Origin of the sequence: Lacticaseibacillus thailandensis DSM 22698 = JCM 13996, assembly GCF_001436135.1 — a bacterium.
Classification (GTDB): domain Bacteria; phylum Bacillota; class Bacilli; order Lactobacillales; family Lactobacillaceae; genus Lacticaseibacillus; species Lacticaseibacillus thailandensis.
The window spans coordinates 45,892-64,806 of sequence record NZ_AYZK01000005.1; the positions used below are offsets into that span (position 1 = coordinate 45,892).

Consider the following 18,915-nt stretch of genomic DNA (forward strand, 5'->3'; position numbering starts at 1 on the left):
CAAATGAAAGCAAAGTAGTGTGGCATATCGATAGAAAGGCTATTACCAGACCTACGCGGTGGGTCTAGTAATAGCCCGTTGGTGCACCGCCATAGCGGATGGCGGCTCAGTTGAGGTTTGTGTCTACTCGCGCTTGAGCGACCCACGCTTGGTGCGTGAGGCGGCGTAAATGACGAGTAGGATGGTGCCGATAACGCCGGTGGAGATGGCGTTACTAATTCCGGATACAATACCCTGTAAGTATACCTTATTTGCGGGTTCGGAGTAGACCAGGATGTCCAGGGTTGGCGCGAGGAGCACCCAAGCAACCAAGTTAGTGATCACTTGCAGCACGTTGAAGCTGACGATCTTTTTGACACCAAAGTTACCCCCCTCGACGTCAAACCGTTTCCAGAAGAGCCCGATGACGCCACCAAAGATCCCGGTAGTAAAGACCCACGTCCACCATGGGGTGCCGTAAGTGAGGTCGTTGAGCATGTGGCCCAAAAACCCGATAATGAAGCCGGCAATCGGTCCAAACAGGCTGGCAAAGAAGGCCAGGAAACCGTAGGACGTGTCAATGTTAGTGTTCGGGACCCCAGTAGGAACGGAGCCAAACCGCTTTAATAGAAACACGATGGCGGCGCCGATCCCAATGGCGACGACGGTGCGAATGCTCAGACCACGATGTGATTGTTTCTGCATAACGTTTATCCTCCTCAGGTTTGTACATAAAACGGACAACTAAACTAGGCACAACAATTATTGCGGGTCGCGGGGCACAGTTGAATACCTGGTCAATCAAAAAGGCCGTCCTACCATGAACTGAATCATGATAGGGCGGCCAAAGTCGTGGTACCACCTACCTTGTTCCGCCACAGCGGAACCACTTACACTTAAGGCGTGTGTCACCGACCGTAATTGACGAGGATTCATTCTGGTGGGCCAACAGGCATCACTTGCAGCAAACATGACGCTCTCTGACACTGCTGGGGGACCACCGTACTATTTCCTGAACGCGGCTGTTAATATGATGAGAATTCTAACAGTAATATGAGTAAAAGTCAAAGCGGCGTTTGACCCAATCAACAGTTTAGCGGGTAGCGTGCGGCGGTCACTATCCTCAATAATGGTAATTGGTCTACTTGTAATCAGTGGCGGTCGGCTGGATGTGACATGTTTAGTCCGTTGGTCATGATGGGGGTGTCTTGGGTCTGGTGATGGGGAAACTTTGACCGAAATTTTGTTGTTCAATTGTCGATTTTGCCCGAGAACTGGTTTGCCACGAGCATTAATTATGAGAGCGACTCTCATGATGCTTGCACCGCATCAACCGGCATGGTTTGGCGTTTTCATAGCTGTTTGCAAAGCGTGAACCATTTGACAAACACTGATTTTACCCCCAGTATTAATTATGGTTGCCGCATTACATTGCTTATTTTTAACGTAATGCGGTTTTGTTGCATAGTGCAAAAGTAAGTTTAAGGGAGGCTACGTATGGAAAAGGTCAAGGTTGAACACCTCACCAAGATTTTTGGTGGCCACAACAAACAGGTACGGTCTATGATCGAGGCCGGCAAGAGTAAGGCAGAAATTTTAAAGGCCACAGGGTCGACTGTCGGGGTGAGTGACATTAGCTTCGACGTCCAGTCTGGGGAAATCTTTGTCATTATGGGGTTGTCTGGGTCGGGTAAATCGACGCTGATCCGGATGATCAACCGACTGATTGAACCCACTGCTGGTAAGATCGCCATCGACGGTGAGGACCTCACGCAGCTTGATAAGAAGCAGTTACGGGAAGTGCGGCGGCACAAGATGAGCATGGTGTTCCAACAGTTCGCCCTCTTCCCGCAACGTACCATATTAGATAATGCCGCTTACGGTCTGGAGATCCAGGGTGTGGGCAAGGAAGAACGGTACGCCAAGGCCAACAAGGCCCTGGATCGCGTGGGTTTAAACGGGTACGCCGATCAGTATCCGGACCAACTTTCCGGGGGGATGCAACAGCGGGTCGGTTTGGCCCGCGCGTTGGCGAATGACGCGGATATCCTACTGATGGACGAAGCCTTTTCGGCGCTGGATCCCTTGAACCGGAAGGATATGCAGGATGAGTTACTGGAATTACAGGCTGACCTGCATAAAACCATTATCTTTATCAGTCACGACTTAAATGAAGCGTTACGAATCGGTAACCGCATCATGATCATGCGTGATGGTCGGTTGGTTCAGATCGGGACGCCGGAAGAAATTTTGACGGCGCCGGCTAATGATTACGTGGAACGGTTCATCGAGGATGTTGACCGGACCAAGGTCATCACGGTTGGCAGCGTCATGATTCGGCCGTACACCGTGAATGTGGACACGGATGGTCCGCGTTTAGCGCTGCGGCGGATGCGGGATAACGAAGTGTCGACGCTGTTCGTGATCAACAACCGCCGCGAACTGGTGGGCTTTATTGAAGCGCGTGATACCGTTAAGTTGATTGAAGATGACCACGACCGGTCCGTCCGGAGTATCAAGTCCATCGTTAACCCCGACGTGAAGACGACTACCGTCGACACGCCAATCAACAGCATCATTGACGAAATTTCGTCGATCTCCGCACCTTTGGGGGTACTGGATGATCAGCAGCGGTTGATTGGTGTGGTTATTCGTGGTGCAGTGTTAGCTGCTATCGCGGGCGACTAGTGGGGGTGACAAAATGATGAATGTATTTGGTGCAAGTATTCCCCAGTTGCCGTTGGCTAACTGGGTCGATAGCTTGGTGAACTGGTTGACCCAGTTCACCGGGTTCTTCAACGTAATTATTAACTTTGTTTCTGGAATCAACGGTGCCTTTCAGTGGGTGTTTGATTTACTGCCACAATGGCTATTTATCGTGTTGGTGATGGCATGGACTTGGTTCTTGAGTCGCAAAGCCCCACGGTACTGGCTATTGGTGCTGGAACTGGTCGGACTGGCCCTGATTTGGAACTTGGATTACTGGCAGGACATGACCCGGACGCTGTCTTTGGTGTTGACGTCGAGTGTCATTGCGTTGGTGATTGGGATTCCCCTGGGGATCCTGATGGCCAAAAGTAACGTGGCCCAGACGATCATCCAGCCCATTTTGGACTTCATGCAGACGATGCCCGCCTTTGTTTACCTGATCCCAGCCGTCGCGTTTTTCGGTATTGGGACCGTGCCCGGGGTCATTTCTTCCCTGATTTTTGCCATGCCCCCGGTAGTGCGCATGACCAACCTGGGAATTCGGCAGGTGCCGAGCGATTTAATCGAGGCGGCTGATTCCTACGGCTCAACGAGCTGGCAAAAGTTGGTCAAAGTCCAGCTGCCGTTGGCGCGGAAGACCATCATGTCCGGGGTTAACCAGACGCTGATGTTGGCCCTATCAATGGTAGTGACCGCTTCAATGATCGGGGCCATGGGTCTGGGGACCGACGTCTACTTTGCCGTTGGTCGTAACGAGGCCGGGTCCGGGTTCACCGCCGGGTTGGCGGTCGTGATTATCGCGATTATTTTGGACCGGATCACGCAACTTGTGAACAAGCCGGAGCATTAGCGAGGAGGGACCAATTGTGCATTTGAAACAACGTCAATGGTGGTGGCTACTGGTCGCCGCCGTGGTGCTCTTGGTACCGACTTTAGCGGGGTGCAGTACCGACTTGGCGCAGTACCAAGCCAACAAGGCGGTCGGTCCGCAGGTGGATTACACCATCACTGGCATTGATGCTGGTGCCGGTGAAATGGCCACCGCGCAAAAGGCCATCAAGAAGTACCACCTGAGTAAATGGCAACTACAAACCAGTTCGTCCTCGGCGATGACCAGTACGCTGGGGAAAGCCATTAAGAACCGGCAGGCGATTATTGTCACTGGTTGGCAACCCCACTGGATGTTCACCAAGTACAAGCTGAAGTTCTTGCGTGATCCCAAGGGTGTTTTTGGTAAGGCGGAAAATATCCACACGGTGGTGCGCAAAGGGTTGAAACAGGACAAACCGGAAGCTTACACGGTGCTCAACCGTTTCCACTGGACGAAGGCCGAAATGTCCAAGGTGATGTTAGCCGTGAACAAGGGGGCTGACCCCAAGCGGTCGGCCGACAAGTGGATCAAGCAACATCCGCAGCAGGTCCGCCAGTGGACTGCCGGGGTCAAGCATGTGCACGGGCAGTCGCTTAAAATGACGTACGTGGCCTGGGACTCCGAGGTGGCGTCAACTAACGTCGTGGCGGAAGTGCTCCGGAGCATTGGCTACAAGGTCACGATTCAGTCGATGGAAATGCAACCGATGTGGGCGTCAATTGCGACCAAAGCGGCGGACGCGCAGGTCTGCGCCTGGTTGCCGAATACTAGCGGTGTGTACTACCGTAAGTATCGCGGCCAGTTCGTTGACTTGGGGGTCAACCTCCGGGGTGCGAAGGTTGGCTTGGCGGTACCAACGTACATGACAAAGGTCAATTCGATTACAGATTTGAATAAAAAGTAGTCTGCGGTGATCTACTTGGCTGCAGGTTAAAGTATGGGCCCGCGGCAATTCCAAATCAGGAATTGTCACGGGCCCTTTTTGACGTCTTTGTCCAAAGCACGCTAACTTCTTCCCCAATAGATGATGCTAATTGGTGGAGAAAGCGAGGGTGAACGCTCCGTAACCAGCGTTGGTCTGTTATAATCCCTTTAGATGGCCGCCCAAACGCGGGGCGGTATAAAGGAGTACGCACATGGAACATTACTACACCAATAATCCCGATGTGGCCCATGATGAGGTCACGTTTAACTTTCCGCTGGCGGGTCATGACGTGCGCCTGACCACCGACAGTGGGGTGTTTTCACGCCACACGGTCGATTATGGTAGCCGGGTATTGATCGCAACAGTCGCACAGCGGACCACGGTGCCAAGTGGTGACGTGGCGGATATCGGCTGCGGTTATGGGCCCATCGGTATTGCCCTAGCTTTGGCGTGGCCAGACCGCCACGTATGGATGAGTGACGTCAACGAGCGGGCGCTGGGCTTAGCCACGCGTAACGCGGCGACTAACGGGGTGGCGGATCGGACCACAATCGTGGAGTCCAGCGCGTTTGATAACGTGCCACCGACTGATTTAGGGGTGGTGGTCACCAACCCGCCGGTGCGCGCAGGCAAAGACGTGGTGAACGCTATTTTGACGGGGGCCTTCAGCCACCTGCGCCGTGGCGGGGAGCTGTTTGTGGTGCTACAGAAGAAGCAGGGTGCACCCAGCGCCAAGAGGCTGTTGCAGGCCACCTTTGGCAATTGTGACGTGCTCCGTAAGGACAAAGGTTACTACATTTTACACAGCATCAAGGGCTAGGAGGACGCGGCATGACAGCCACACGTGAAGAAATTGAAGGATTCATGAAGGTCGCACTGGGGGAAGCCGCTAAAGCCGAGGCCATCGGTGAGGTACCGATTGGTGCGGTCGTGGTGTACAACGGCCAGGTGATTGGTCGCGGGCACAACATGCGTGAACACACGCAGGATGGAACCCACCACGCAGAAATGATGGCGATTCGTGAGGCGTGCATGGTGCGGCATTCATGGCGGCTAGAAGATTGTGACCTGTACGTCACCCTCGAGCCGTGTCCGATGTGCGCGGGTGCGATGATCAACAGCCGGGTACGGATTTGCTATTGGGGTGCGCCAGATCCTAAAGCCGGGGCGGCCGGTACGCTGGTCAACCTGTTGACCGATAGTCGGTTTAACCACCAGGTCGGTTCAGTTGGCGGTATCTTCCAGGCGGAGTCGAGTGCGATGCTCACGCGCTTTTTCCGGGGTATCCGGGCCAAGCAAAAAGCCGCCAAGGTCGATACGGACGCGCACCCGGCGGTTTAAAATCCGGGTCTGGCCAAACGTAACTGGACTGTGTATAATAAACAGTGCCGAAAGGCCTGAAGGCAATGGCGGCTTTCCGAATCGTGTCAGGTCCGGAAGGAAGCAGCACTAAGGTTGGTTCACCATGTGCCTTTTGTTATTATGATATTGAGTGGGGTCGGACATCGTTCCGGCCCTTTTTGCATACACTGACCATTCAGCAAGTACCGGTAAAACGCTCGCCATCTATGGTAGAATTAACCTTAGTTTATTAGTACAGAAAGGATGACCACACGTGAGTTATCAAGCATTATACCGGGTATGGCGGCCCCAGACCTTTACCCAAGTGGTCGGCCAGGAGGCAATCACCCAGACACTCAAAAACGCGGTTGCCACTGGGCAGACCAGTCACGCCTACCTGTTTACGGGCCCGCGGGGTACCGGTAAGACTAGTGTGGCCAAAATTTTGGCGAAGGCCCTGAACTGTTTGCACGTCGAGGACGGCGAGCCGGATAACACTTGTGCCATCTGCACGGCTATCAACCAAGGAAGCCAACCAGACGTGATTGAAATCGATGCTGCCAGCAATAATGGTGTGGATGAGATCCGCGACATTCGGGATAAGGCCAAGTATGCGCCCGCCGAGGCCCGGGTCAAAGTGTACATCATCGATGAAGTGCACATGTTGTCCACCGGTGCGTTTAACGCGTTATTGAAGACGTTGGAGGAACCACCGGCCCACGTGGTGTTCATTTTGGCTACCACGGAGCCCAACAAGATTCCGGCAACCATCATCTCGCGCACGCAGCGGTTCGATTTTCGGCGGATCACCATGCACGATATCGAGCACCACTTGGGCGATATTTTGGATGATAAGCAAATCACTTACGATCCCGAAGCGCTGGCCGTGATTGCACGGGCCGCTGAAGGTGGTATGCGTGACGCCCTGTCGATTCTGGACCAGGTCCTCAATTTTAGTGAGAACCACGTTAGTCTCGAAGCGGCGCAGGACGTGACCGGTGCCGTGACGGAGCAGGAGTTAGGTCAATACCTTGCTGATGTGCGCCAGGGCAACGTGGCTGCCGGGTTAACGGTGGTGCGTGACGTACTGGCGGCCGGTAAAGATCCGGCACGGCTGATTGACGACCTGATTGCGTATGCGCGCGACCTGCTGGTTTACCAGTCAGCCCCAGAGCTGGTAGATTCCGGGGAGTTAGCGCTGGCGGGTGATGAGTTTAAGCAGTTGGCTAAATCACTCGATGCGCAGTGGCTGTTTCACGTAGTTAACACGTTGAACCGGACCCAGCAGCAGTTGCGGCTGACCAATCAGCCGGAGTTATATTTGCAGGTGGCCACAGTGCAGTTGACACAACCGGCCACGCCGGACACGGATGCGGACGCGGTGCCAACGAAGCAGCCGGCGGCAACGGCTACCACTGCAGCGGAAGTGGATGAACTGCGGTCAACGGTGGCGGAGCTGAGTAAGACGGTCAAGCAGTTGTCCGCCCATGGTGGCACCAAAGCCGCGCCACGGCGGGCGGCGGCGCAACCGAACCGCAGCCGGAAGCATGGCGAAGTCAACACGCACGCCATTTACCCGATTTTGGGGAAGGCCACCAAGGATGACTTGGCGGCGCTGCGGAGCGTTTGGCCCGATGTGCTGAACAAGTTAACGGACCGGCGGAAGGCCATGATGAACATCAGTGAGCCGGTAGCGGCTAGTCCTGACGGCGTGATTATCAGCTTTGATTACGACATTATGGTTGAGCGGGTACAGAATGATGCGGTACTCCTCAAAGAAGTTGAGGATTCGTTAAAGCAGTTCCTGCACCATGACGAGCAGGTCGTGTTGATTGAAAAGGCGCAGTGGCCGGTGGTGCGGCAACGGTTCATCAAGGAAGTTGGCTTCAAGAAGCGGCAGGCGAGTGCAGCAGCGACGTCAGCTGGGGCGGAGTCGTCGGCGGCACCAGCGGATGAGGAAGCAGCCAAGGTGGACGCTCAAGCGAGCGCTGAGGATAAGGCCGTCGAGACGTTGACGGATATTTTTGGGAGTGATAATGTCACGGTGAAGGGGGATTAGAGAGCGGAGCGGGCCGCTTAGAAAGCGGTAGCGTATGGCACTTAACCATGAAGGCCGGTTTTTGGCCTTGATGGTTAAGTGCCATACGCGATAGCTTTCTGGCCCGCGTAGCTCGTTTCAACCATTTTCTAGTGGGCGTGATGCCTGAAAGGCCCGGGTTTGGCCTTTTGACTTGGTCACCTTACGCGGCAGCTTTCTGTGGGGCGGAGCTCGTTTCAATACTTCTTTTTGGCAGGCGTGTCTAATCAGCTTGGCTTTGGCCACACTGAATCCGTATCACATTCCCCGAAAAGGCGTTCAGTACCAACATCGTTATCAACAATAATGAAAATAATAAGGAGTTTATCGTAATGGCAAATATGGGTCGTATGGGCAACATGGGCAACATGCAGGGCATGATGAAGCAGATGCAGAAGTTGCAGAAGGAAATGACCAGCACGCAGGATGAAATCAACAAGACCACCTTTACGGGCAAGAGCGCCCAGGACTTGGTACAAGCTGACTTTACCGGTGACCGGAAGATGACGGGTTTGAACATTAACCCCGAGGCCATTGACCCCGATGATCCGGACATGTTGTCGGACCTGGTGCTGGAAGCAGTCAACAACGCGTTGGCCCAAATTGAGCAGACCACCCAGGCCAAGATGGGTAAGTACACGCAGGGACTGCCGTTTTAGTTGTTGGCTAAGTTAGGGAGAGAATATGCAATATCCAGATCCAATTGCGAAGCTAATCGATAGCTACATGAAGTTGCCGGGCGTGGGCGAAAAAACTGCGACGCGCCTGGCTTTTTATACCATTGATATGGACAAAGAGGACGTACACACCTTTGCCGATGCGTTAGTTAACGCTAAGGAGCAGTTACACTACTGTTCGGTTTGTGGCAACATCACCGACGTGGACCCCTGTGCGATTTGCACGGATAAGTCGCGTGACCGGGGCACCATTTTAGTGGTGGAGCAAGTCAAGGACGTCATGAGTATTGACCGAATGAATGAATATCACGGTCTGTACCACGTCCTGCACGGGGTGTTGTCACCGATTGAAGGGTTAGGTCCCGATGATATTAACATCACCAGCCTGATCCGGCGGTTACAAAACAACGATGAGGTGCACGAGGTGATCGTTGCTACGAACGCGACACCTGAGGGGGAGGCCACCGCCTCCTACCTAGCACGCCTGATCAAACCAGCGGGCATCAAGGTGACCCGGCTGGCTCACGGGCTGGCCGTTGGTAGTGATATCGAGTATGCCGATCAAATGACGTTGATGAAGGCCGTCGAGGGCCGGACGGAATTATAGGGGTAGTGGAATGTTTGGACGCAAAAAAACCAGCGCTAAGTTGCAGCACGACGCAGAATTACTGGAATTGATTTACGCGGTACGCGACCAGAGTGCGCGGGCCCACAAGATTTTGAATAATTCGACTGAGGGGGCTACAGATCTGCGGCAACAAGCGCAGGTGGAACTGCAGGAGGGGCTGTTTGACTTCCTGCACCGCCAAGCGCGCACCCGTAAGGTTTCGGGCCAACAGGTCGAGGATTTTTCGGTGCGGTACAATTTGGAGCGCAAGCAGTTGCGCTAGAATCCTTTCAAGCAGGCTAACCAGCCTGCTTTTTTATTTTTAATGTTTCTCTCGTGCCCGATTTGGTAGGCTCCGCTACTCCCCCGGGTCCCCGTGCGGCTTTGCCCTGATTGGCTAATTACAGTAGAATAGGCGACAAAGGGGTTGTTGACGTGACTGGTGTATTTATCACATTTGAGGGACCCGATGGTGCGGGAAAGGACAGCGTTCTGCTGCGGGTAGTGCCCGCGTTAGCTGCGCACCTGCGCGTGCCGTTGGTGGAAACCCGCGAGCCTGGTGGGGCCCGAATTTCCGAACGCATCCGGGACCTAATTTTGGACCCGGATAATACCGAGATGGATCCCCGGACGGAGGCCATTTTGTACGCGGCGTCGCGTCGACAACACTTAGTCGAGAAAATTCGGCCAGCGTTGGCAGCGGGTAAAGTCGTAATTTGTGACCGCTTTGTGGATAGCTCCATCGCCTACCAGGGTGCTGGCCGCGGTATTGGCGAGGCAGCCGTTGCCGCCCTTAACGATTTTGCAACGGAGGGCCTCAAACCGGACTTAACGGTTTACCTAGACGTGCCGGCCAGTGTTGGCTTAGCGCGAATTAATGCGCACCGTCGGGATACACAATACGACCGACTCGACCAGGAAACGGAGAGTTTCCACGACCGGGTGCGGACAGCGTACCTAAAGTTGGCAGCGGCTAATCCGCAGCGAATCAAGACCATCGATGCGACCCAGGCACTGGACCAAGTTTGTGCCGACACGCTAGCGGTACTGCAGCAATATCTCGTCAATTACTGGCAGGAATAATTAGGGCTGAGGGGGAAAACCATGAAGTTAATTTTGGCAATTGTGCAGGATAAGGATGCAACTAATCTCAGTGCGGCGTTTGTAGACGCCAACGTGCGGGCTACGAAGCTGAGTACCACCGGCGGTTTCTTAAAGGCTGGTAACACAACGTTTATCGTCGGTATTGAAGACGAACGGGTCGACGAAGTGCTCGATATCATTAAGGACAACGGTGAAACGCGGGAACAGTTTATGACGCCGCCAATCATGAACGTGGAAACGGCGGAAGCCGGCCAGTCGTACCCCATTGAGGTGCAAGTGGGCGGGGCAACCGTCTTCGTGATGCCAGTTGAGTCCTTCCACCAGTTCTAATGGCAACGGCAGAGATCAACCAGTTGCAACCGGGACTGGTACAGCAATTTCAAAACGTGATTCAGCACGACCGGTTATCACAGGCGTACGTGTTTGTCGGCCCCCGAGGTAGTGGCCCCAACGCACTGGCACGATGGCTAGCCCAGCGCCTTTTTTGTACTAACCTACAGGGGGGACAACCCTGTGGCGAATGCGCTGAGTGCCAACGGGTGCTGACGGGGAACCATACTGATGTGCTCACCATTCGGCCGGAGGGCACGACGGTGAAAGCTGATGCTGTGCGTGGCTTGAAGGCAGAGATGAGTAAGTCAGGGGTTGAAGGCAATCGGCGTGTGTTCATCATTGAAGATGCGGACCGGATGACCGCCGCCGCGGCGAATAGCTTACTCAAGTTTTTTGAGGAACCGTACCCAGGGATGTTGATCATTCTGACGACCACCAACCGCAATGGGTTACTACCAACGGTGTTGTCGCGGGCCCAGGTCATCCAGTTTCCGGCTCCGCGGCGTAGAGACGTTGAGGCCCAGTTAGTCAAAGCCGGGGTGGCGGCGAGCCGTGCCGGCGTGGTGGCCCGGATGACGGTTTCGGTTGATGATGGGGTGGCGTTAGCCAATGACGAAGACGTGGCTAAACGGATTCACGTCATGTTGCAACTGGTGGCACGGTTAGCTGCACACGACGAATTGGCCTTCCCGTTTATACAAACGGATGTGGTTAAAGCGTGCCCGGACCGCGATAGCCAACGCCAGTTTGTGCGCTTGTTGGCTTTAGCCTACTCGGAAGCCATTAATCGTTGTTACGGTGCAGAGGCGGCGGTGTTCAAACAAGATGCCGGTGTTGCCAAGCTTGCTACATTGCCGGGGGCCACAGTCGCCGCTGGCATGCAAATCGTACTGAACGCGGCGGCCCAGATTGAGAGTAACGTTAATTTTCAGGCAAATATGGAACAAATGGTATTACTAATTTTACGGGGGTAAGTCAGCAATGGCGGATCGGGATGTGTTTGAAGAATTTCAGCAAGCGGCGAATACCGCCGCAACGTTGACGCAAAGGCTGGCAGACCTGCGCGAAGACTTTACTGCGGTGATGGAACAAAACGCCGAATTAAAGATTGAAAATGAGCACCTCCGCGACCGACTCCAAGAGCTGACCGAACCGGACGGGACCCCCAAGCAGCCTGCCACAAAGGGTGGCTTATCGAAGTCCAAGCAAAACCTGGAGAAAATCTATAATGAGGGCTATCACGTGTGTTCGTTCCAGTACGGTTCACGGCGGTTGAACGGTGAACCGTGTGCATTTTGCTCCGCGGTAATTTATGCGGACGCTGATAATGAGCGTAGCAATAAGTGATGGCATTAGGCTGTGGGTACGGGCGGTGCGCCGTGACGGTGTGTTTGGGTCCAAGCCCATTTTTGTTAGAAGGAGTCAGTTATGCAGGTGCAAAAAAGCTTTGCGCAACACGATACGGGGACGCTGTTCCTAGTACCTACGCCGATTGGTAACCTCGACGATATGACGGTGCGCGCCATTGATACGTTGCGGTCGGTAGATCTGATTGCGGCCGAAGATACGCGCCATACCGGCCAGTTGTTGAGCCACTTTGACATCGAGACCCGGCAGATCAGTTTTCATGAGCACAATACGCAGCAGCGTATTCCCGAGCTTCTGGAAAAGTTGCGTGCGGGCACCAACATTGCGCAGGTCAGTGATGCGGGCATGCCGTCCATTAGCGACCCGGGGACGGAGCTGGTGGCCGCGGCCACCCAGGCGGGAATTCCCGTGGTGCCGCTCCCCGGGCCGAATGCCGGGTTAACGGCGCTAATTGCTTCGGGATTGGCCCCCCAGCCGTTCACGTTTTACGGCTTTTTACCGCGTAAAGTCACTGAACAGGCTGCCACGTTGACTAATTGGGTACACCACCCAACCACGCTCATTTTTTACGAGGCACCGCACCGGTTGGGCAAAACGCTAACCACAATGGCGCAGGTGTTCGGTGATGAGCGGCAAGCGGTCGTGGCGCGGGAATTAACCAAAAAATTTGAGGAGTTTAACCGGGGCACGCTGGGTGAATTGCAAGCGGTGGCGGCTAATCCGCGCGGTGAGTACGTGATTCTCATCGCTCCTGGTGATGGGCAGCTACCTGTTAGTGCTCCGCAAGCGACCGGCACGGTCACGGAGCAAGTACAAGCCGCGATTGACGGTGGGTTAGCTCCAAACGCCGCCATCAAGCAAGTGGCTAAGCGCCTGGGGCGGACCCGGCAGTCCGTTTATAATGAATTTCATGATATTCACTAGGTAATCAAGGAGGGTATTGTTTGCGTTATTCAGAGGATTATCAGGTACCGTTCTTCATGGGCACTGCCAACGGGGACATTAGCGTTGCCGACGCCGTTAACATTATGATGCTGGTGTCTGAACACCAACTTGACCAATTAGGGGTCGGGGTGGCCGGCTTAGCTAAATATGGTGCGGGCTGGGTGATTACCCAAAATCAGATGACAATTGAGCGGCTGCCCCGCGTGGACGAGCAGTTGCACGTCTGGACGGAGGCCACGTCTTACAACCGGCTATTGTGCTACCGTACTTATGGGCTCGACGATCAGGATGGGCATACGCTAGCCGAAATTCACAGCACCTGGGTAATGTTTGACCTAACCAAGCGTAAGATGATGCCGATCATTGAAGCGGTGGCCGCGCCTACGGGGGCAGTCAAGAGTGCCAAAGTTGAGCGGTTACCGCGGGTAGCTAAATTCGATGCGGCGGATGGTAGTCGGGACTACCGCGTCCGCTACTTTGACATCGATTTTAACGGGCACGTCAATAACGTCCACTACTTTGACTGGATGTGCGACAGCCTGGGTACCGACTGGTTGCGCCATTACCGGCCGACTAGCGTCAACATTAAGTACGAACAGGAAGTGGGGCCAGACGACGTGACGACGGCGGCTTTCCGGCACGTGGTGGATGCCGCGACGCCAACGACGTTGCACCGTATTTCTACCGGCGACCAGGTCAACGCGATTGCGGAAATTACTTGGGCACCCTTGCCAGCTTAGTGGGGACCATGTTACGCTTAGGCAGTAAGTACTCAACTTACAAAAAATAAGGAGTAGGTACATACGCGTTAAGTGCTGGTGGAACGGAATGTGAACACCGGACGAAGCCGCTACCGTGGGGTAGAGCGCGATGTATGCACCGCATTCGTCTTAGATTGGGCTACGTCACACCCATTCCGTACCGTGTCGGTGTGCGGCGAGTTGTATTAGCGTCGCGTGTTGGCCTATTGGTCAATGCAGCGTGGTCTGCCCTTAGGCGTCTCCACAAGGAGATGGCTACAATGCAAATATTTAGTTTTCGTTCGCCACGTTTGAATACGCGGTCGATGGTGTTCTTGGCGCTACTGATGGCGCTGGAATTGGTGCTCGCCCGGTTCTCGATTGGGACCGAGTTTTTGAAAGTCAGCCCGGCGTTCATTGCGACGGCCTTAATGGGCTACTACTTTGGTCCCTGGTGGGCAGCGGGGGCAGCAATCATCCTGGATCAGGTTGGTTTTGTCCTGTTCGGTAGTGGCGCTGACTTTTTAGGTTACACGTTATCGGCAGCGGTGGCTGCCGCAATTTACGGAATCTTGTTTCACGACCATAGTGCCAGCATTTGGCGCGTGGTGGTGGCCACGGTTTTGGTCATTGTGTTAGTCAATGTGGTGATGGGGACTTGGTGGCTGGTGCTGATGGGGTTTGACCTCAAAGTGATCCTGTGGCCCCGGGTCATCAAGAACTTAATTGAGCTACCGATTCAGGCAGTGTTGATTTACGGGGTGCTCAAAGGGGTGACCGCGGTGCGGCCGTCACTCGCATAAAGTTGATTTGTTATTGAGTAAGGAAAGTCTTGTTGGACTTTCCTTTTTTGATGGCGGCCGCGGTGCGTGCGGCTATTGTAGGTACAGTAGTGATCACAGTGGACTGGCCCACCAAGTCTCAGCAGTTTGGCACTAACCGCGCTACTTTGCGTATGTGCCAGCAGGGTTGCCTGCCGCAAGGAAGAGTGGTTGTGTTAAACTAAGTGCAAATATCTTTGTGCAAAGGGGGGAGAAGTAAAATGAAAATTTTAGCGATCGATACGTCGAATAAAGCCATGAGCGTCGCGGTGACTGCTAACAATGAGGTACTTGCCGAGACCACATTGAATCATGCCCGCTCACATAGCGGGCAATTGTTACCCACAATTGAGCAGCTTATGCAGCAGAGTGGCTTGCAGCCCAGTGATCTGGATCGGGTCGTTGTTGCTGCCGGACCTGGCAGTTATACCGGCCTGCGAATTGGGGTAACGACGGCAAAGACCCTGGCGTACACGGAGGATATTCAGCTCGTCGGCGTGTCAAGTCTGGCTGTTTTGGCGGCCAACGTGCATGACACGGAAGCCCTGATTGTGCCCATGATGGACGCGCGGCGCAACAACGTGTTTGCTGGTGGCTACCAGTGGGTTGACGGCCGCTTGCGCAACGTCATTCAGGACCGGCACATTGCGGTGCCCACACTCATTGCTGAGGTGCAAGCACTGCGGCAGCCGGCCATCTTTATTGGCGCGACGCCAACCATGCGGGAAGAAATCCTCGCCCAGCTGGGACATGGCGCCCGTTTTGCAGACGACATTGCGGCGTTGCCACGCGGAAGTCGGTTGGCCCAACTGGGAACGTTATTGCCGCCAGTTGATGTGGACAGCTTTGTACCGCGCTATTTGCGGGTCACCGAAGCCGAACGTAATTGGCTAAAAACGCATGATAATCAAGGATCTGAGCATTATGTGGAAAAGGTTTAAGGTGTGGTTTGACCAGTTGAATACATCAGCACTAGCCTTTAGCGCCCGCACGATCACCGTGAGCGACGTGGAAATTATTTTGCGCCAAATGACGGCGGCCGACATTGGTGCAGCTTTGGATATTGAGCGGGACGTTTACGGGGATACCCCCTGGGATCGGTTTGTCTTTCTGTCTGAACTGCAGAAAGTCCATTCGCGGCTGTACGTGGTGGCCGTAAACATGGCAGGGCGTGTCGTGGCCTTTATCGGTGCGTCATTTCATGGTGCGGATTCGCACATCACAAATCTGGCAGTAGCGTCCGATTGCCAGCGGCACGGCTTGGGCAAAGCCATGTTGCAGGCGATGATGGCCGTGGCGGAGAAGCGTCATGCGGCGCGGATGACCCTGGAGGTACGCACGGATAATGCCAATGCCCAGCAACTGTATCGCAGTCTGGGCTTTCGTGACGGCCGGATCAAACGCAATTACTATGCGTCCACGCACCAAGACGCGTTGGATATGCAACTGGACTTATCACCGGCCTGTGCGGAGATGGAGCAAGGAAAAGTATGAGTAAACACGAACTAATTTTGTCGTTTGAATCTAGCTGTGACGAGACGTCAGTAGCTGTCATTCAAGATGGCAACAAGATATTAAGCAACATTATTGCAACGCAGATCAACAGCCACAAACGCTTTGGCGGGGTCGTACCGGAGGTGGCTAGTCGCCACCACGTAGAGCAAATTACCATGATCATCGATGATGCGTTACGCACCGCGCGGGTCGGTTATGACGACCTTGACGCGGTGGCGGTGACGTATGGTCCCGGACTGGTGGGTTCGCTCTTAGTCGGGGTGACGGCTGCGAAGACAATTGCTTACGCGCACCACTTACCGTTGATCCCGGTCAACCACATGGCCGGACATATCTACGCCGCTGCGTTTGTCACTACTTTGCAGTACCCATTCCTGGCCTTGATGGTGTCGGGTGGCCACACGGAAATCGTCTACGTGGACGCGCCCGGTTCGTTTCACGTGATCGGTGAAACCCGGGACGACGCTGCGGGTGAAGCGTACGACAAAGTCGGCCGCATCCTGGGCATTAACTATCCGGCGGGCAAGGAAATGGATGCGTTGGCCCACAAGGGTCACGATACGTTCAACTTCCCGCGGGCCATGATGCATGAGGACAACTTGGACTTTAGCTTTAGTGGGCTTAAGTCGGCGTTTATCAACACGGTGCACCACGTGGACCAAGTTGGTGACCAGTTGGACCGGGCGGACTTAGCGGCTAGTTTCCAGGCGGCCGTGGTGGACGTACTGGTTGATAAGACGTTGCGTGCGCTGACCACTCACCCCGTGAAGCAGCTGATCGTCGCTGGTGGGGTGGCGGCTAACCAGGGTCTCCGTGAGGCGTTGAACAGCGTGATGGCGGTGCGGTTTCCCGACACCGAGATGGTCTTTCCACCGTTGCGCCTGTGTGGCGATAACGGGGCGATGGTCGGCGCGGCGGCTCACATTGAGTGGGCTAAGGGTGTTACGGCGGGTCCCGATTTGAACGCGGTACCGAACTTAGACTTTGAGCGAGTGGCGCCCCGCGGTTAGAAGGAGATAGCGTCAAGCAACCAACCAGCCAACCCGCTGTGGGCCGGAAAGTTGACCGTAATAGGGTGCAGCGCGTTGCACCATACCCAATCAATGACAATTAAACGTACCAAATAAATAGCGGTATCCCCTAATGCGTACCTGGGCTCATGCTCAGTACCTGCGCAGGTGATGCCGCTTTTTGTGTACAATAATGTTTCATTACCATGGTGGCGCTTGCAATCTGTTAGGTAAGCACTAATAATTAAATAGTAAGTGGCAAGATTGCCACGCGACTTTGCGTTGAAATGGAGGTTGACTATGACCAAGTATGATTATGACGTCGTGATTATCGGTGCCGGTCCTGGTGGCTTGGCGGCCGCATACGGTTTGGCGGCGCAACAGCACGTCCTGGTGGTGGAAAACAATTTGTGGGGCGGAACTTGCCCTAACTTTGGTTGTGATCCGAAGAAGATGCTTTACGGCGTGGTGGAGGCGCAACGTCAGGTGCGGCGTTACCAGGGTAGCGGCCTGGACGGGCAGCCGCGGGTCAACTGGGCACAGATGATGGCCTTCAAGCGTAGCTACACCGACGGCGTGCCGGTTGGGACTGAGCAGGGACTGACGCAGGCCGGAATCGACCATCTGCACGGGACCGCCACTTTCCGTGATGCACATACCCTGGTGGTGGGCGACCGGACGGTTACGACGGACAAAGTCGTGGTGGCAACCGGCGCCCACGCGAACATTACTGACATCCCGGGGCACGAATTGTTGGCGACTAGCACCGATTTTTTGGCGCTCGCTGACCGGCCACAGAGCATCGGTTTCATTGGTGCCGGGTATGTGGCCGTTGAGCTGGCCAATATTGCTGCGGAAGCAGGCGTGACCGTGCACATTTTCCAACACAACCGGCGCCTTTTACGTGCCTTTCCAGAGGAGTACGCTGCGCGCGTAGCTAACCAGCTCCAGGACAAAGGCGTCCAGTGGCACTGGGATACCAGTATCACGAGTGTGCGTGCCGGTGCTGACCAGGGCGTGATTGCCACTACTGACCACGGTGACGATGTGACGTTGGATCTACTGGTTGCGGCAGCTGGCCGGGATGCGAATATTGGCAGTTTGAACTTAGAGGCTGCTGGTATTGAGTACAGCCGCCACGGTGTTAAGATCAACGATCACTTGCAAAGTACCGTAGCAAACGTCTTTGCCATTGGGGACGCCGCCGATAAACAGGTGCCGAAATTAACGCCGACCGCGAGTTTTGAAGGGCGCTACGTCGCGGATTTGATTAACGGTGCCACGGCGCCGATTCAGTACCCACCGGTTCCCCACACCGTTTTTGCGGGTCCGGAGTTAGCTCAAGTTGGTTTGTCACTTTCCGCGGCACAGGCAGATTCCGACCGGTACGCCGTGCTGACTCAGGATGTCGGTAGTTGGTACACGTACCACCGTATTCGCGACGACGATGCCCGCGTCACGACGATTACCAATCGTCAGACGGGTTTGTTGGTCGGTGCGGTGGCCTTGGCGACCAACGCGGAGGAACTCATTAATTACTGCACGAGCATAATTACACGGGGCTTGCCGGCCAGTGCATTAAAGCAGTGGATTCCGGTTTACCCGAGTGTTGCGAGTGACTTGGGTTACTTTTACAGCTGATTAAGCGATGATTTATTCTGTTTGTCCCCCTTACCCAGCGCGGTAAGGGGATTTTTTATCATGCCACGGGCGACCCCAGCGTGTGACTGGTGGCCAACTTCGGTGTCGGCAACGACATTCGGCATTGTGCGGGCTATGGAGCAGGTCCGACGTCGCTGCGTATGATTAAAAGTGCACAAATTTTGTACAGAAGCGGAATTTACCGGGTTGAATGCGCTTGCGTACCCGGCACCGCTTTGGTAACGTTTTGGT

General features: G+C 54.7%; 21 protein-coding genes, 1 other RNA gene and 1 riboswitch. Of the genes, 21 read left to right on the forward strand and 1 reads right to left on the reverse strand.

From position 1 onward, the window contains the following. Positions 1–123 precede the first annotated feature (123 nt). Entirely contained in the window at positions 124–684 is a 561-nt protein-coding gene (locus FD19_RS07515; RefSeq protein WP_054750565.1) for an ECF-type riboflavin transporter substrate-binding protein, read from the reverse strand. A gap of 792 nt (positions 685–1,476) precedes the next feature. Here FD19_RS07515 and FD19_RS07520 point away from each other — a divergent pair. The 21 genes from FD19_RS07520 (at position 1,477) to FD19_RS07615 (ending at position 18,663) form a co-directional block, all read left to right on the forward strand. Beyond that, on the forward strand, positions 1,477–2,667 hold the full coding sequence (locus FD19_RS07520) for a quaternary amine ABC transporter ATP-binding protein (RefSeq protein WP_054750564.1): 1,191 nt from the start codon (positions 1,477–1,479) through the stop codon (positions 2,665–2,667). Between the two features lie 13 nt (positions 2,668–2,680). Further along, the gene (locus tag FD19_RS07525; RefSeq protein ID WP_202813246.1) at positions 2,681–3,538 is read left to right on the forward strand and encodes an ABC transporter permease; all 858 of its coding nucleotides are present in this window, start codon (positions 2,681–2,683) and stop codon (positions 3,536–3,538) included. Positions 3,539–3,560: 22 nt separating this feature from the next. Next, the gene (locus FD19_RS07530) at positions 3,561–4,463 is read left to right on the forward strand and encodes a glycine betaine ABC transporter substrate-binding protein (RefSeq protein WP_056969634.1); all 903 of its coding nucleotides are present in this window, start codon (positions 3,561–3,563) and stop codon (positions 4,461–4,463) included. Positions 4,464–4,695: 232 nt separating this feature from the next. Continuing rightward, entirely contained in the window at positions 4,696–5,304 is a 609-nt protein-coding gene (locus tag FD19_RS07535) for a class I SAM-dependent methyltransferase (protein WP_054750562.1), read from the forward strand. A gap of 11 nt (positions 5,305–5,315) precedes the next feature. Then, positions 5,316–5,825 (forward strand): tRNA adenosine(34) deaminase TadA, encoded by a 510-nt coding sequence (tadA, locus tag FD19_RS07540; RefSeq protein WP_054750561.1) that lies wholly within the window; start codon positions 5,316–5,318, stop codon positions 5,823–5,825. A gap of 54 nt (positions 5,826–5,879) precedes the next feature. Beyond that, positions 5,880–5,966: signal recognition particle sRNA small type (ffs, locus tag FD19_RS09630), an RNA gene on the forward strand. A 133-nt stretch (positions 5,967–6,099) separates the two neighbouring features. Then, a complete protein-coding gene (gene dnaX, locus FD19_RS07545; protein ID WP_054750560.1) occupies positions 6,100–7,884 on the forward strand; it encodes a DNA polymerase III subunit gamma/tau in 1,785 nt (594 codons plus the stop codon). A gap of 377 nt (positions 7,885–8,261) precedes the next feature. Next, positions 8,262–8,561, forward strand: coding sequence for a YbaB/EbfC family nucleoid-associated protein (locus FD19_RS07550; protein ID WP_235804147.1), 300 nt, complete (start codon positions 8,262–8,264; stop codon positions 8,559–8,561). 25 nt (positions 8,562–8,586) lie between these two features. Further along, complete coding sequence (gene recR / locus FD19_RS07555) at positions 8,587–9,186, forward strand: recombination mediator RecR (RefSeq protein ID WP_054750559.1); 600 nt, start codon at positions 8,587–8,589, stop codon at positions 9,184–9,186. A gap of 10 nt (positions 9,187–9,196) precedes the next feature. Then, positions 9,197–9,469: a DUF2508 family protein gene (locus FD19_RS07560; protein WP_056969578.1), complete on the forward strand. Its 273-nt coding sequence runs from the start codon at positions 9,197–9,199 to the stop codon at positions 9,467–9,469. A 152-nt stretch (positions 9,470–9,621) separates the two neighbouring features. Further along, positions 9,622–10,269: a dTMP kinase gene (tmk, locus tag FD19_RS07565; protein WP_054750557.1), complete on the forward strand. Its 648-nt coding sequence runs from the start codon at positions 9,622–9,624 to the stop codon at positions 10,267–10,269. A gap of 21 nt (positions 10,270–10,290) precedes the next feature. After that, complete coding sequence (locus tag FD19_RS07570; protein WP_056969580.1) at positions 10,291–10,620, forward strand: cyclic-di-AMP receptor; 330 nt, start codon at positions 10,291–10,293, stop codon at positions 10,618–10,620. Then, positions 10,620–11,597, forward strand: a complete 978-nt coding sequence (holB, locus tag FD19_RS07575) for a DNA polymerase III subunit delta' (RefSeq protein ID WP_056969581.1) — start codon at positions 10,620–10,622, stop codon at positions 11,595–11,597. Before FD19_RS07570 ends, holB begins: the two co-directional genes overlap by 1 nt. Positions 11,598–11,604: 7 nt before the next feature. Further along, entirely contained in the window at positions 11,605–11,970 is a 366-nt protein-coding gene (locus FD19_RS07580; protein WP_054750554.1) for a DNA replication initiation control protein YabA, read from the forward strand. A gap of 81 nt (positions 11,971–12,051) precedes the next feature. Then, the gene (rsmI, locus tag FD19_RS07585; protein WP_056969583.1) at positions 12,052–12,915 is read left to right on the forward strand and encodes a 16S rRNA (cytidine(1402)-2'-O)-methyltransferase; all 864 of its coding nucleotides are present in this window, start codon (positions 12,052–12,054) and stop codon (positions 12,913–12,915) included. A gap of 20 nt (positions 12,916–12,935) precedes the next feature. After that, positions 12,936–13,676 (forward strand): acyl-[acyl-carrier-protein] thioesterase, encoded by a 741-nt coding sequence (locus tag FD19_RS07590; protein WP_054750553.1) that lies wholly within the window; start codon positions 12,936–12,938, stop codon positions 13,674–13,676. 47 nt (positions 13,677–13,723) lie between these two features. Continuing rightward, a riboswitch (THF riboswitch) is annotated at positions 13,724–13,829 on the forward strand. A 128-nt stretch (positions 13,830–13,957) separates the two neighbouring features. After that, on the forward strand, positions 13,958–14,479 hold the full coding sequence (locus FD19_RS07595) for a folate family ECF transporter S component (RefSeq protein WP_054750552.1): 522 nt from the start codon (positions 13,958–13,960) through the stop codon (positions 14,477–14,479). Positions 14,480–14,718: 239 nt separating this feature from the next. After that, on the forward strand, positions 14,719–15,438 hold the full coding sequence (gene tsaB / locus FD19_RS07600; RefSeq protein WP_056969587.1) for a tRNA (adenosine(37)-N6)-threonylcarbamoyltransferase complex dimerization subunit type 1 TsaB: 720 nt from the start codon (positions 14,719–14,721) through the stop codon (positions 15,436–15,438). Next, positions 15,422–15,991 carry a ribosomal protein S18-alanine N-acetyltransferase gene (rimI, locus tag FD19_RS07605; protein WP_054750551.1) on the forward strand — a complete coding sequence of 190 codons (570 nt, stop codon included), beginning with the start codon at positions 15,422–15,424 and terminating at the stop codon, positions 15,989–15,991. Before tsaB ends, rimI begins: the two co-directional genes overlap by 17 nt. Further along, positions 15,988–17,022 carry a tRNA (adenosine(37)-N6)-threonylcarbamoyltransferase complex transferase subunit TsaD gene (gene tsaD, locus FD19_RS07610; protein ID WP_054750550.1) on the forward strand — a complete coding sequence of 345 codons (1,035 nt, stop codon included), beginning with the start codon at positions 15,988–15,990 and terminating at the stop codon, positions 17,020–17,022. The genes rimI and tsaD overlap by 4 nt, the downstream gene beginning before the upstream one ends. Before the next feature lie 300 nt (positions 17,023–17,322). Further along, a complete protein-coding gene (locus tag FD19_RS07615; protein ID WP_056969589.1) occupies positions 17,323–18,663 on the forward strand; it encodes a dihydrolipoyl dehydrogenase family protein in 1,341 nt (446 codons plus the stop codon). The last annotated feature ends 252 nt before the right edge of the window (positions 18,664–18,915 follow it).